Annotated in this window: 11 protein-coding genes and 1 other annotated feature; all 11 genes read left to right on the forward strand. The window is 47.1% G+C overall.

Annotation, left to right across the window (positions count from 1 at the left end; all coding sequences use genetic code 11):
• The first annotated feature begins 82 nt into the window (after window positions 1-82).
• The 11 genes from MHZ92_RS08985 (at window position 83) to leuC (ending at window position 14,590) form a co-directional block, all read left to right on the forward strand.
• Entirely contained in the window at window positions 83-1,495 is a 1,413-nt protein-coding gene (locus tag MHZ92_RS08985) for an FAD-linked oxidase C-terminal domain-containing protein (RefSeq protein ID WP_239431346.1), read from the forward strand.
• Window positions 1,488-2,816, forward strand: coding sequence for a (Fe-S)-binding protein (locus MHZ92_RS08990; RefSeq protein WP_239431347.1), 1,329 nt, complete (start codon window positions 1,488-1,490; stop codon window positions 2,814-2,816). Before MHZ92_RS08985 ends, MHZ92_RS08990 begins: the two co-directional genes overlap by 8 nt.
• 38 nt (window positions 2,817-2,854) lie before the next feature.
• Window positions 2,855-3,829 carry a bile acid:sodium symporter family protein gene (locus tag MHZ92_RS08995; RefSeq protein WP_239431348.1) on the forward strand — a complete coding sequence of 325 codons (975 nt, stop codon included), beginning with the start codon at window positions 2,855-2,857 and terminating at the stop codon, window positions 3,827-3,829.
• Window positions 3,830-3,932: 103 nt separating this feature from the next.
• Complete coding sequence (locus MHZ92_RS09000) at window positions 3,933-4,472, forward strand: IseA DL-endopeptidase inhibitor family protein (protein ID WP_239431349.1); 540 nt, start codon at window positions 3,933-3,935, stop codon at window positions 4,470-4,472.
• A 469-nt stretch (window positions 4,473-4,941) separates the two neighbouring features.
• Window positions 4,942-6,609, forward strand: coding sequence for a dihydroxy-acid dehydratase (ilvD, locus tag MHZ92_RS09005; protein WP_239431350.1), 1,668 nt, complete (start codon window positions 4,942-4,944; stop codon window positions 6,607-6,609).
• Window positions 6,607-6,858: a binding site (T-box leader), on the forward strand. It overlaps the preceding gene by 3 nt.
• A 90-nt stretch (window positions 6,859-6,948) precedes the next feature.
• On the forward strand, window positions 6,949-8,709 hold the full coding sequence (ilvB, locus tag MHZ92_RS09010) for an acetolactate synthase large subunit (RefSeq protein ID WP_370644670.1): 1,761 nt from the start codon (window positions 6,949-6,951) through the stop codon (window positions 8,707-8,709).
• On the forward strand, window positions 8,706-9,221 hold the full coding sequence (gene ilvN / locus MHZ92_RS09015; protein ID WP_239431351.1) for an acetolactate synthase small subunit: 516 nt from the start codon (window positions 8,706-8,708) through the stop codon (window positions 9,219-9,221). Before ilvB ends, ilvN begins: the two co-directional genes overlap by 4 nt.
• Before the next feature lie 34 nt (window positions 9,222-9,255).
• Window positions 9,256-10,290: a ketol-acid reductoisomerase gene (ilvC, locus tag MHZ92_RS09020; protein ID WP_239431352.1), complete on the forward strand. Its 1,035-nt coding sequence runs from the start codon at window positions 9,256-9,258 to the stop codon at window positions 10,288-10,290.
• Window positions 10,277-11,821, forward strand: a complete 1,545-nt coding sequence (locus MHZ92_RS09025) for a 2-isopropylmalate synthase (protein WP_239431353.1) — start codon at window positions 10,277-10,279, stop codon at window positions 11,819-11,821. Before ilvC ends, MHZ92_RS09025 begins: the two co-directional genes overlap by 14 nt.
• Before the next feature lie 239 nt (window positions 11,822-12,060).
• A complete protein-coding gene (gene leuB / locus MHZ92_RS09030; RefSeq protein WP_239431354.1) occupies window positions 12,061-13,161 on the forward strand; it encodes a 3-isopropylmalate dehydrogenase in 1,101 nt (366 codons plus the stop codon).
• 19 nt (window positions 13,162-13,180) lie between these two features.
• Window positions 13,181-14,590, forward strand: coding sequence for a 3-isopropylmalate dehydratase large subunit (gene leuC / locus MHZ92_RS09035; RefSeq protein WP_239431355.1), 1,410 nt, complete (start codon window positions 13,181-13,183; stop codon window positions 14,588-14,590).
• The last annotated feature ends 55 nt before the right edge of the window (window positions 14,591-14,645 follow it).

Genomic DNA, 14,645 nt, shown 5'->3' on the forward strand with positions numbered 1-14,645 from the left:
TTCCCATACTATTAACTTAAAAACATTATTGGGAGAGGGAAAATGTCTATGATGAAATCGGAGTTTAGGAGGAGGCTGCTTTATGGATGAGCATGTAAAAGAACGATTGATTGCCATTACGGGTAGTGCTCATGCAAGAAGTTCGACAGCGCAAAAATTGGCTTATTCCTATGACGCGACGGCCAATTTTCAGGCGTTGCCGGATTTGGTCCTTTCGCCCGCTTCCATTGAGGAAATCCAAGAGGTTGTAAAAGTTTGTGCCGAATATAAAGTTCCAATCATTTCCCGCGGTTCCGGGACAAATCTTGCGGCAGGAACGACACCGACTTCTGGGGGAGTCGTTGTTTTATTCAACCGGATGAACCGGATTTTGGAGCTGGATGAAGAGAATCTGACATTGACGGTCCAGCCAGGCGTCATTACACAAATGATCAATGAAAGGGTTGCAGAAAAGGGATTGTTCTACCCGCCTGATCCAAGTTCAATGAGCATTTCGACGATTGGCGGGAATGTGAGTGAGAATTCCGGAGGCTTGCGAGGGTTGAAATATGGCGTCACCCGCGATTACGTGAAAGCGCTTAAAATTGTCCTACCAAACGGTGAATTGTTGACGACAGGCGGGAAACTCGCAAAGGATGTGGCGGGTTATGATCTGACAAGTTTATTCGTCGGTTCGGAAGGGACGCTTGGAATCATTGTAGAGATCACATTAGGTCTCATTCCCGCACCTGAGACAAAAAAGACGCTACTCGTATTTTACGACACTCTCGAAAAGGCCGCACAGACAGTTTCTTCGATTATTGCAGCGAAAATCGTTCCCGCGACACTGGAGTTCATGGATCAAGGAACGATTGAAGCAGTTGAAGAATTTATGAAAATCGGCTTGCCAACGAATTGCGAAGCGATGCTTCTCATTGAACAGGATGGAGATCCGGCTGTTGTCGAAAGAGATATGGAACTTGTCCACAAGCTTTGCATGGAGCACGGTGCAACGTCAACACAGATGGCGCAATCGGCGGAAGAGGCAGCTCGGTTGAGCATTGCGCGCAGAGTCGCGCTGTCCGCACTCGCAAGAAAACGGCCAACAACAATTCTTGAGGATGCTACTGTCCCGCGCTCTGAAATTGCGAAGATGGTGAAAGCTGTCCAGGAAATTGCTGCTAAATACGATCTGCTTATTTGTACATTTGGACACGCGGGAGACGGGAACTTGCATCCGACAATCTTGACCGATGTAAGGGATGAAGCGGAAATGGCGAGGGTGGAAATGGCGTTCGCGGAGATTTTTGACCATGCTATTAAACTCGGCGGTACGATTACGGGCGAACATGGGGTTGGTGAAATGAAAGCGCCTTATTTGGAATGGAAAATCGGCAAAGCAGGAATCGACACGATGAAAGCGATCAAGCTGGCGATTGATCCCCTCAACATTATGAACCCAGGGAAAATATTCGCCAAGTCGGTGAAGAAAAGGGTCGTGGTGCATAATGAGTAACGCCCAGGCTGAACTGATCCGGCAATCATTCGTCACCCATGTCGATGAAAACAGGCTAATGGATTGCATGCGTTGCGGCTTCTGTCTGCCAGCCTGTCCGACGTACATTCATTCTGATTATGACGAAACCCAGTCGCCTCGCGGAAGGATTGCACTTATGAAAGCTGTACGTGACGGGGTTGTCGAATGGGACGGCTCCATTGAAGAGGCTTTCGATCTCTGTCTCGGTTGCAGGGCGTGTGAGCCTGCGTGTCCTGCGGGTGTCCAATACGGGACGCTCATCGAGGAGACGCGGGAAGCGGTCCTTTCGGTCAAATCGCTTTCATTGAAAGAGAAGGCAGTCCGGAAAGGGGCATTCGACCATCTTTTCGCTGATCAACGGAAAATGAAGACTGCCGTGAAACTCGTAACGTTTTATCAAAAATCCGGTTTGCAAAAAGTCGTTCGGAAAGTCGGATTCATGGAGCTATTCCCGCCTTTTATGAAAGATATGGAAAAGTCGCTGCCCACGCCGCCAAAAAAGAGACGGGAGCAACTGCCACCGACCGAAAAGAAAACAACGGTTGCCTTTTTTTCCGGCTGCCTCATGGATACGATATTCCAGGAGACAAACCGGAATACAATCGACTTGTTGAACCTGCTTGGCTGCGAGGTCATCATACCGAAAGGGCAGCAATGTTGCGGAGCTCTTCAAGGGCATAGTGGAGAAATGGAGCGAGCAAGACGGAACGCGAAAGTGAATCTCGAAGCGTTCGATCTCGATGGAATCGACTACATCGTCAACAATGCTGGCGGTTGTGGCGCGTTCCTATCTGAATATGACCGACTGTTCGATCGGGATACAGAATTGCATGTATTGGCTCGGCGCTTTGTCGAAAAACAGATTGATATTTCCTCGCTTCTCGTGAAACTCGGCATCGTTGAAGAGTTGTTGAAGCAACCGAAAACGGAGGCTACAGAAATCGTCACCTATCAGGATTCCTGCCATTTACGAAATGTCAATCGGGTGAAGGACGAGCCGAGGGACATGTTAAAAGCGGTTTCCAATAGTCTGTTTGTGGAATTGCCCGACGCACATTTATGTTGCGGTTCCGCCGGTGTCTATAATTTACTTCAACCAGAAATGGCTTCACGGATTCTCGGTTCGAAAATGGAAGAGGTGAAACGGATTCAAGCAACGACGATCATTACGACGAACCCAGGATGTTTACTTCAAATGAAGGTTGGCGTAGAAAGGGAAGGCTTGTCCGGAGCCACCCGCGCCATGCACGTAGTCGATTTTATTCACGAAAAACTAATGGGATCAAATGGAGGGAAATGACCAAGTAGAAGGGATGGACGTGAAAAGGAGGGAATCCATTGAAAGTATTGCAAATAGCGACAAACATCATTTCAAAATATTTACCGATTTGGATTGTCCTTTTATCCGTAATTGCGTACTTAGCTCCTGAGCTCTTCATTCACATCCGTGGATTGACAGGCGCCGCACTTGGAACCATCTTTCTCCTGATGGGCTTGTCGTTGTCGACAGATAAATTGATAGCGATCATTAAAAATCCGAAATTTGCATGTATCGGCGTTTTCTTGAAGTGGACTTTGAACATCGTTGTTGCGATTGGAATTGCTTATTTGTTTTTCAGGGACGAAGCAGAAATTGCGACGGGTATTATCTTATCAGGTACTGTACCGAGTGGTACGTCCGCCAATATTTACACGTTCATGGCAGGCGGAGAAGTGGCTTTGAGCATCACGATGGCGACGATGGATACATTCATATCACCTGTTTTAACGCCTACGCTCGTGCAAGTGTTTGCGGGAAAATTAATCCCGATTGCATTTTGGCCGCTCTTTCTCAATATTATTTACATCGTGTTCCTCCCATTGTTGGCAGGATTGTTCATCCAATGGAAATGGACGAAAAGGGTAGAGGTCATCAAACCGTATACATCGGTCCTCTCCCAGCTCGCCTTGTTTATCGTCATTTTGTCGGTCATTTCAAGCGCACAACAATCTTTACAGCAAAATCTATCGGTGCTTCCGCTCGTTTTTGCAGCGGGGGTATTTCAAGTATGCATCCCGATGGTAGGAGGCTATATCATTTCGAAGTTATTAAAAGTAGCGGAACCGAACGCGCGCGCCATCCTGTTTCATACAGGCATTTGCAATACTGCACTTGCCGCAACACTTGCAATGGAGCACGTTAGCTCACTCGCAGCGGTGCCAGCCGTCGCCAACATGGTCATCAATTTGACAGTCGGCGCACTCGCCGCAAGCCTGTTTGAGAATAAATTCAAAATATCAGAGCGAGACAATCGGATTGCCGCAAGTGAATAAAGTCGAAGGCCGCTTGAGTAATTACCATTGAAATTGACACGATGGTGTATGTAGCCCCTAGATAGTTCATACGTTAAAGTATTAGCTCTCAGGGGGTTGCACGTTGAAAAAGACAATGAACGTAGTGTCGGTCATTTTACTATTACTCATGACGACAGCTTGCGGCGGGAATACACTAGCGGACCAAGCTGCACTAACGCCGAAAGATGCTGTCGAATTGACAATCGCATGGATAGGAACGGAAACAATTATTCAGGCTGGCGGGTTGTATAAGGAAGGCGAGTACCAAACATTTGCAAGTAAAGGCTTGGAATACCGCTATTTGGCAGCACATTTGGATTCCAAGAAGAAATTGAGAGCGGAACTGCAGAAGCACGTGACGAAGAAGAAAGTGAAACGGTTCATGAAAGAAAACGGAATCAAGAAATTCCATGGAAAATTGGCATCGCCTGTGACGGAACCAGATTCCGAATCGCTATTGTTATGGGACATTGCGACAGCAAAAGAACTAAAATCGAAAAAGGGCAAGAAGACATTCGAACTTACCGTCCCGATCGGTGACACGCGAACAGCCGAAACATTTCTCGTCAGCTTCGTTCACGTGAAGAAATCTGGCTGGCGAATCGACAAATTCAACGAATAGGCAGGGGCACTACTTTCTTTATTTTTTTATGAAACACGCATATATCCTTAGAGTGACGCATGACCCCCTCGAAAAGCGTAGAAAAAACGTATGCGCATTTGAGGTGGGAATGCGTCTTTTTTGTTTGTTCATTTATCTACGAGAATGGTAAAGGAATCTTCATTCACCTTCTTTGTTTAACCTATTTACTTCCATTTAAACTTTGAAACTATTCTTGGTTACGTCCTTGGTCAAGAAATTCAAAAAAATATTTTTAAAATGTCATAATTGGTTTAATATGCAATATATCGCGGATGTAAGCGGATACAAAATTAAACATAATTCTTAATTGAACAATAATTATAAAAAGACTGTTGACGTGGGCCGATATCCGATATATGATAGCAACAATCTATTTAGATATGTGATTCATTTCACATAATTCATCTAGCACGAACGCTCTTGGATGATTTGATTAGGAGAGATTGCAATGAGAAGTGACATGATTAAAAAAGGGATTGACCGTGCGCCTCATAGGAGTCTCCTTTACGCGACGGGTGTCAAAACGAAAGATTTAGAGAAACCTTTCATCGGTGTCTGTAATTCATATATTGATATAATTCCAGGCCATAAACATTTGAATAAATTTGCTGAAATCGTTAAAGAAGCAATTTGGGAAGCTGGTGGAGTTCCATTCGAATTCAACACGATCGGTGTGGATGATGGAATCGCGATGGGGCATATCGGTATGCGTTACTCGTTGCCGAGCCGCGAACTGATTGCGGACGCAGCGGAAACGGTCATCAATGCCCACTGGTTCGACGGAGTGTTCTACATCCCGAACTGTGACAAGATCACGCCGGGAATGCTCATGGCAGCGGTTCGGACAAATGTCCCTTCTGTCTTCGTCTCAGGCGGACCGATGGAGGCAGGAGTCTCGTCTACTGGAGCACCACTTTCCCTTACGTCAGTGTTCGAAGGGGTCGGAGCTTACAAATCCGGCAAGATGACAGCCGAAGAACTTCTCGATATTGAAAACAACGCATGTCCGACTTGCGGATCGTGCTCGGGAATGTTCACGGCGAACTCGATGAACTGCCTCATGGAAATGCTAGGAATGGCATTGCCAGGCAATGGAACGATTGTCGCTACATCTGAAGAGCGTCACAAGTTGATCAAAGAAGCGGCGAAACATTTGGTCCGTATGGTGAAAGAAGATATTAAACCTCGTGACATCATCACGAAGGAAGCGATCGACGATGCGTTCGCTCTCGATATGGCGATGGGCGGATCGACAAATACAGTTTTACATACATTGGCGATTGCACACGAAGCAGAAATCGAATATAGCGTTCAGGATATTAACAAAGTTGCCGAACGAGTTCCGTATTTAGCGAAAATCATGCCGGCATCCGATATTTCCATGGATGACATTTTCAGAGCAGGCGGCGTCAGCGCTATCATCAATGAACTTACAAAAATACCTGGAGCTATCCACCCGGATCGAATTACCATTACAGGGAAAACGATCGGTGAAGACGTCCAGGACTATCATATTACAAACGATCAAGTGATCCGAACGAAAGATAATCCGTACAGTCCGGTAGGAGGCCTATCCGTTCTATTTGGAAATATTGCACCGGACGGCGGCGTCATTAAAGTCGGAGCTGTCGATCCTTCCATCAAGCAGTTCACTGGCGAAGCAATCGTCTTCGACTCCCAGGAATCTGCGCAGGAGAACATCGACAACGGCACAGTCCGTGAAGGGCATGTCGTCGTCATCCGTTACGAAGGTCCAAAAGGTGGACCGGGCATGCCGGAAATGCTTGCTCCAACGTCCGCTATCCAAGGAAGAGGCTTAGGAACTAAAGTAGCACTCATTACAGATGGCCGTTTCTCCGGGGCATCCCGAGGCATTTCCATCGGCCATATTTCACCGGAAGCAGCTGAAGGCGGCCCAATCGCATTAGTCGAAGATGGAGACATTATCGACATCGATTTGACGAACCGGACGATCGAGTTGAAAGTGCCAGATGAAGTATTGGCAGAACGCAGAGCGAAGTTGCAGCCATTTGAACCGAAGATTAAAAAAGGCTATTTAGCTAGATATTCAAAACTAGTTACGTCTGCAAGTACAGGCGGCGTCATGAAAATATAAAAATCGATGATGGGGCAAAAGGGGATAGATCCTTGCATTCACAGAGAGCCGGTCGTGCTGGAAGCCGGCAATGCAACTATCCGCGACATCACCCCGGAGTGGATTGCTGAAAAGGTTACTGATTAGGCAATCCCGGGCTCGTGAAAGATGGGCTCGTTATCAGCGAGTGGAATTTCTAATAATTCCATTCACGAGGCGGCAAATGCCGCGAACAAGGGTGGTACCATGAAAAGCTTTTTCATCCCTTATACGAAGAACTAGGCTTCTTTGTGTGGGGAGAAAAAGCTTTTTCTTTATATAAAAACAATTAATGAGAAAAAAGTAAGGAGGAGTTCGTACATGAGTGCGGAAGTTCAAACGAAGCAGGCAGTTATGGAATTGGCGCCGGAGCCTCAGGCTGTGCAACAGAATAATCAACCAATGGATGGTTCTGCAGTCTTGATTAAAGGGTTGAAAGACCAAGGTGTCGAAGTCATTTTCGGTTACCCTGGAGGTGCTGTTTTACCGATTTACGACGCATTATACAAGGATCCGATTCCCCATGTGCTTGCACGTCATGAACAGGGGGCCATCCACGCAGCGGAAGGCTATGCGCGAGTATCCGGTAAACCGGGAGTAGTTATTGCGACGTCAGGTCCGGGTGCGACGAACTTGGTTACAGGTATTACGGACGCCATGATGGATTCATTGCCACTCGTCGTTTTCACAGGGCAAGTTGCAAGCTCAGTAATTGGGACGGATGCATTCCAGGAGGCAGACGTCATCGGCATTACGCAACCAATTACAAAGCATAACTATCAAGTACAAGATCTCAAGGATTTCCCAAGAATCATCAAAGAAGCATTCCACATCGCTTCAACGGGAAGACGCGGCCCAGTTGTCGTTGACATTCCAAAAAACATAGCGACAGAAATCTTTGTCGGAGATGTTGAGCGCGATGTAGAGGTGAATCTACCGGGATACCAACCGACAACGACTCCAAATTACTTGCAAATACAAAAGGCAGTTGAAGCGATCCGCTTCGCTAAGAAGCCGCTCATTCTCGCAGGTGCAGGCGTTTTGCACGGCCAGGCGATGGAAGAATTGAGAACTTTGGTCGAATCGAAAAGGATACCGATTACAAACACTTTGCTTGGACTCGGCAGCATTGCCGGGGACCACGAATTATTCCTAGGGATGGCCGGCATGCACGGGACGTATACAGCGAATATGGCCATTAGTGAATGTGACGTACTCGTCAACGTCGGTGCTCGATTCGACGACCGGCTGACAGGTAATTTGAATTCATTCGCACCGCATGCAAAGGTCATTCATATCGACATTGATCCTGCAGAAATCGGTAAGAACGTACCTACTGAAATTCCGATTGTCGCGGATTCGAAAGAGGCTTTGAAAGCGTTACTTGAACAGGAATTCGAAGCGCCGGATACAGCAGATTGGATTGCTTACTTGAACGGTTTACAAGAAGAAGCGCCATTATGGTACAACACTGACGAGCACGAAATCCTGCCGCAAGAAGCGGTTCAAATGATCCACCGAATTACAGAGGGAGATGCGATTGTCACGACAGACGTCGGACAGCATCAAATGTGGGCGGCTCAATATTATTCATTGAACAATCCAGACCATTGGGTAACTTCTGGAGGTCTCGGAACGATGGGCTTCGGATTCCCGGCTGCGATCGGTGCACAAATCGCGAAGCCGGATAAAAGGGTCGTCGCGATCGTCGGAGACGGCGGTTTCCAAATGACAGCACAGGAACTATCCCTCTTACAGGAAATGAGGATTCCGGTGAAAGTTGTCATCTTGAACAATGGAGCGCTCGGAATGGTGCGCCAATGGCAAGAAACGTTCTACGATGAACGCTACTCGCAGTCATTGATTCCAGTTCAACCGGATTTCGTCAAACTTGCCGAAGCATACGATTTAAAAGGCTATCGCATCACGAAAAAAGAGGACGCTGAACAAATATTCCGCGAAGCACTCTTGTCGGATGAACCGGTACTTATCGATTGCCGGGTGAAAATGCTAGAAAACGTCTATCCGATGGTGGCACCAGGAAAAGGACTACAAGAAATGATCGGAGTGAAGAGCAAATGAGAAGAGTCATTACGGTCACTGTCATCAATCAAAGCGGAGTATTGAACCGGGTGACAGGATTGCTCATGAAACGGCAATTCAACATCGAAAGCATTACAGTCGGGCATTCCGAAAAACCTGGCATGTCGAAGATGACATTCATTGTCCATGTGGAAGATGAGCAGAAAATCGAACAGCTCGTCAAGCAGCTACAAAAGCAGATTGACGTTATCAAAGTGAATGACATTACTGACAAAGCGATCGTCATGCGGGAATTGGCACTTGTGAAAGTTGTCTCTCCACCGCATGCACGTAGTGAAATCAATAGTGTTGTTGAACCTTTCCGTGCAACGATCATCGACTCCGGAAAGAACGTCGTCACGTATCAAGTGATAGGCACACCCGAAAAGATTGAGGCATTCATCGATCTCGTCAAGCCTTATGGCATTAAAGAGTTGGCTAGAACCGGTGTAACGGCATTCACACGTGAAATCCAAAAAAGCAATGCACCACAGTTATCTATTTTAAAATAACAAATAAATCGAAAACCCCGAGGAGGAATTTACAATGGCTAAAATGTATTACAACCAAGATATCAACGAAGGACTTCTACAAGGAAAAACGATCGCAATCATCGGTTACGGCTCACAAGGTCATGCACACGCACAAAACTTGAAAGACTCAGGATTCAAAGTTGTCGTCGGTGTACGCCCAGGTAAATCATTCGACCAAGCGAAAGAAGACGGACTTGACGTAAAACCTGTAAGCGAAGCAGCTCAAGAAGCTGACGTCATCATGATTCTTCTTCCAGACGAAAGACAAAAGAAAGTATATGACGAAGAAATCGCACCGGCATTGAAAGCAGGAAAATCACTCGTATTCGCACACGGTTTCAACGTTCACTTCGGTCAAATCGTACCTCCAGCAGACGTGGACGTATTCCTTGTTGCACCAAAAGGCCCTGGTCATCTCGTACGTAGAACGTATGAAACAGGCGCTGGTGTACCGGCATTGTTCGCGGTTTACCAAGACGTTTCAGGTCAAGCAAAAGACGTTGCCCTCGCATATGCGAAAGGAATTGGTGGAGCTCGTGCAGGCGTACTTGAAACGACATTCAAGGAAGAGACGGAAACAGACCTATTCGGTGAGCAAGCGGTACTTTGCGGTGGGTTGACTTCCCTCGTCAAAGCAGGCTTCGAAACATTGGTAGAAGCAGGTTATCAGCCTGAACTCGCTTATTTCGAAACGATGCATGAATTGAAACTGATCGTTGACTTGATGTACGAAGGCGGAATGTCGGGAATGCGTTATTCAATTTCCGATACTGCTGAATGGGGCGATTACGTATCTGGTCCACGCGTTGTTGATGCAGACACGAAAGCACGCATGAAAGACATCTTGACTGATATCCAAGAAGGTAAATTTGCAAAAGGCTGGATCGAAGAGAACGAAAACGGCCGTCCAAATTACAATGCATATGAAGAGTCAGAAGCGAAACACCAAATCGAAGTTGTTGGCGCAAAGCTTCGTGAAATGATGCCGTTCGTTAATGAAGGCAAGAAAGCACAACAGAAGGAAGTGGTGGGTAGTGCGAAAAATTGACATCTTTGATACGACACTTCGTGATGGAGAACAATCAGCCGGCATTAATCTGAATACGGCTGAAAAGATGGAAATTGCCCGCCAACTAGAACGTTTTGGCGCTACGGTGATCGAAGCAGGGTTCCCTGCTTCTTCACCTGGTGATTTCGAAGCGGTGCAACGCATTGCGAATACAGTGAAGAACTCGACAGTAACCGGGCTTGCCCGTGCGTTGAAGAGCGATATCGATACTTCGTGGGAAGCGCTTAAAGGTGGACAGCAACCACATCTCCACGTATTTTTGGCTACTTCTCCGATCCATATGGAACATAAATTGATGAAGACGCCTGACCAGGTCGTAGATATTGCAGTTGAAGCTGTAAAATACGCTCGAAAATTCTTTCCTCTCGTTCAATGGTCAGCAGAAGACGCATTCCGTTCCGACCCTGAATTCCTCGTCCGGATCATCAATGAAGTGATCAAAGCAGGTGCGACGACAATCAATATCCCAGACACGGTCGGTTATGCAACGCCGCTTGAATATGGTGCTTTATTCAAATTCTTGAAGGAGAACGTGACAGGCATTGAGCGCGTGAAACTATCTGCGCATTGCCATAACGACTTAGGAATGGCAGTCGCAAACTCCATTGCAGCAATTGAAAATGGTGCCGATCAAGTCGAAGGCACGATTAACGGGATCGGTGAACGGGCTGGAAATGCAGCGCTCGAAGAAATTGCAGTCGCACTCCATATCCGCAAGGACTTTTACGGATTGGAAACAGGCGTTAATTTACAGGAAATCAAACGCACAAGCCAATTGGTCAGCCAGTTGACAGGTGTCGTCATTCAGCCGAACAAGGCAGTCGTCGGGAAAAATGCTTTCGCGCATGAATCCGGAATTCACCAGGACGGCATGTTGAAAAATCGGGAGACATACGAAATCATCACTCCGGAACTGATTGGTGATAAGACAGCTCCGCTAGCACTCGGGAAGCATTCCGGTCGCCATGCATTCAAGGACCGCGCCATTTCAATGGGCTTTGAGCTAAGCGATGAGCAATTGAATAAAGCTTTCGCCGAATTCAAGAAGCTCGCAGATCGCAAAAAGGAAATTACGGAAGACGATCTATTCGTGCTCTTCACAGGGCGTCAAATCGAAGATGCGGATGCGGACATTTATGAATTGACAAATGTGCAAGTGCAATATGGCACTTCGAACGTTCCGACTGCAACAATCTCAGCGAAGGACCCTTCCGGAGAAAATGTTGTCGTTGCGACAACAGGCGCTGGTTCAGTAGAGGCGATCTTCAATGCGCTTGAGCTGCTCGTCAAAGGGCAAGTCAACATATTGGATTACCGCGTCACATCGATTGGAAAAGGACGCGATGCTCTAGGGGAAGCCGTCGTCAACTTGCGTTTCAATGGCGAAACATTCACAGGTCGCGATGTTTCACAAGATGTGTTGGAAGCGTCAGCGAAAGCATACTTGAACGCCATTAACCGAAAACTGGTGAAAGATCAGATGAAAGTATTAGAAACTGTTGGTCAATGAAGAAAAACGCTTAGGTGGAAATTGAGTTATGCGTAATTGTGGGGATTTATGCGCGAGTATCGCAATTTATGCGTAAATAAATAGATTTATGTGCCAATCTCGCAATTTATGCGCAAATAAGTTGGTTTATGCGTAAATGGATGAGTTTATGCGCTTTTAGGAAGTCGTTTGGAATGATTTATACATGTTCAAGTCAGAAGATTTTGCGAATGGGAATGACAACAAGGAGGAGAAGTTCAATGGAAAAAAGAGTAGCTGTATTACAAGGTGATGGAATCGGACCGGAAGTGACGTCGGCGGCAGTGCGTATTCTTGAAGTGGTTGCAAGACGGTTCAACCACACATTCCATTTCAATTACGGTTCAATCGGAGGGGCGGCGATCGATGCATTCAACGATCCGCTTCCGAAGGAGACAGTCGAACTCTGTGAATCGAGTGATGCAGTGCTCTTAGGGGCGGTCGGCGGTCCTAAATGGGACCAGAACCCTTCGGAATTGCGTCCGGAAAAAGGGTTGCTGGCGATTCGAAAGCATTTTGATTTATTTGCGAACCTTCGACCAGTAAAAGCGGTCCCTTCCTTGATTCAAGCTTCTCCTTTGAAGGAGGATATCGTTCGTAATGTCGATATGATGATCGTCCGCGAGTTGACAGGGGGCCTTTACTTCGGGCAACCGAGCCGCAAGACAGAAACATCCGCAGTCGATACACTCGTCTATACACGTGAAGAAATCGAACGGATCGTTGAAAAGGCTTTTGAACTGGCTCGCTTACGGAGAGGGAAAGTGACATCCGTCGATAAGGCGAATGTACTTGAGTCGAGTAAGCTATGGCGGGAAGTCGTCGAAGAGAAACGAAAAGGCTATCCAGATATAGAAGTTGAGCATCAGCTCGTCGACTCTGCAGCGATGAAATTAATTACAAATCCACAATCCTTCGATGTTGTGGTCACTGAAAACATGTTCGGCGATATTTTAAGCGATGAGGCATCCGTCATTACCGGTTCACTTGGTCTACTGCCGTCAGCAAGTGTTCGATCCGATGGTTTTGGCCTTTACGAACCCGTGCACGGCTCTGCGCCTGACGTTGCGGGCAAGGGCGTTGCGAATCCAGCCGCGGCCATTTTGTCGGCAGCGATGATGCTGCGCTATTCATTCGGAATGGAGACGGAAGCAGCCGCGATTGAAAAAGCGGTGAATACTGTATTTGAGGATGGTCATTTCACAGCGGACCTTGCAAAGGATGCAGAACGTGCTCTTACAACAGAAGAGTGGACAGATAAAGTGATTGCTGAACTCGATTTGGAGTTCGTCTCGAATAGCATTATGTTTTCTTACGTCTGAAATGAAGGGAGAAACTCAAATGGCTAAAACGATTATAGAGAAAATTTGGGATCAACACGTTGTATACGAAGAACAAGGAAAACCGGATTTGTTGTACATCGACCTTCATTTATTGCATGAAGTGACTTCACCTCAAGCATTTGAAGGATTACGGCTCGCAGGGCGGAAAGTTCGCCGCCCCGACCTATGTTACGCGACGATGGATCATAATGTCCCGACACGAAATTTGCCGACGATCAACGATCCGATTGCGAAGAAACAAATTACGACATTGGAGAAAAACTGCGAGGAGTTCGGTATCGAGCTTGCCCATATGGAGCATCCGGATCAGGGGATTGTTCACATTATCGGTCCAGAACTCGGGTTGACACAGCCGGGCAAGACGATTGTTTGCGGAGATAGCCATACTTCAACGCATGGTGCATTCGGAGCGATTGCGTTCGGAATTGGTACGAGTGAAGTCGAGCATGTCTTGTCGACACAGACGCTATGGCAATCAAAACCGAAAACAATGGAAATCCGAATTAATGGAAATCTCGGCTTTGGCGTCACTGCGAAGGACGTCATCCTAGCAATCATCTCAAAATTTGGCATCGACGTCGGAACGGGACATATTGCCGAATACACAGGTGAAGCAATCCGTTCCATGACGATGGAAGAACGGATGACCATTTGCAATATGTCTATTGAGGCAGGGGCGAAAGCTGGTTTGATCAGCCCGGATGAAACGACAATCGAGTATTTGAGAGGACGTCGTCATGTTCCTCAAGGCGAAGCATTCGAGCAGTCAGCAGAAAAATGGTTGGCACTCGCAACGGACGAAGGCGCTGTTTACGATAAAGTTCTTGAGATCGACGCAGATGAAATCGAGCCATTCGTAACATGGGGCACGAACCCGTCGATGGGATCCGGCATTAGTGCCCATGTACCGTCCGCGGCAGATTTTGAAGATGAATCAGATAAAGAGGCTTTGAAAAAAGCACTTGCTTATATGGGATTAGAAGAAGGGACACCGCTTACTTCAATCGAAATCCAGCACGTTTTCATAGGGTCTTGCACAAATGCCCGCTTGAACGACTTGCGCGATGCGGCAGAAGTGATCGCTGGACAGAAAGTTCATCCGAACGTTACAGCAATCGTCGTTCCTGGTTCGCGAACGGTGAAACGCCAGGCAGAAGAAGAAGGTTTGGATAAAATCTTCATCGAGGCAGGATTCGAATGGCGTGAATCGGGATGCAGTATGTGCCTTGCGATGAACGATGATGTCGTTCCTGCTGGCGAACGATGTGCATCGACATCGAACCGGAACTTCGAGGGACGGCAAGGAGCAGGTTCCCGCACTCATCTTATGAGCCCTGCTATGGCTGCGGCAGCAGCAATCGCCGGTCGTTTCACAGACGTACGTGAAATGAAATTGGCACATGCTTAACAAAAGCGGAGGGCGGCGGTTAACTCCGACAGGCATAAGGCGGATCTGCAAAACG

The organism is Sporosarcina sp. ACRSL (assembly GCF_022346605.1).
Lineage (GTDB): Bacteria > Bacillota > Bacilli > Bacillales_A > Planococcaceae > Sporosarcina.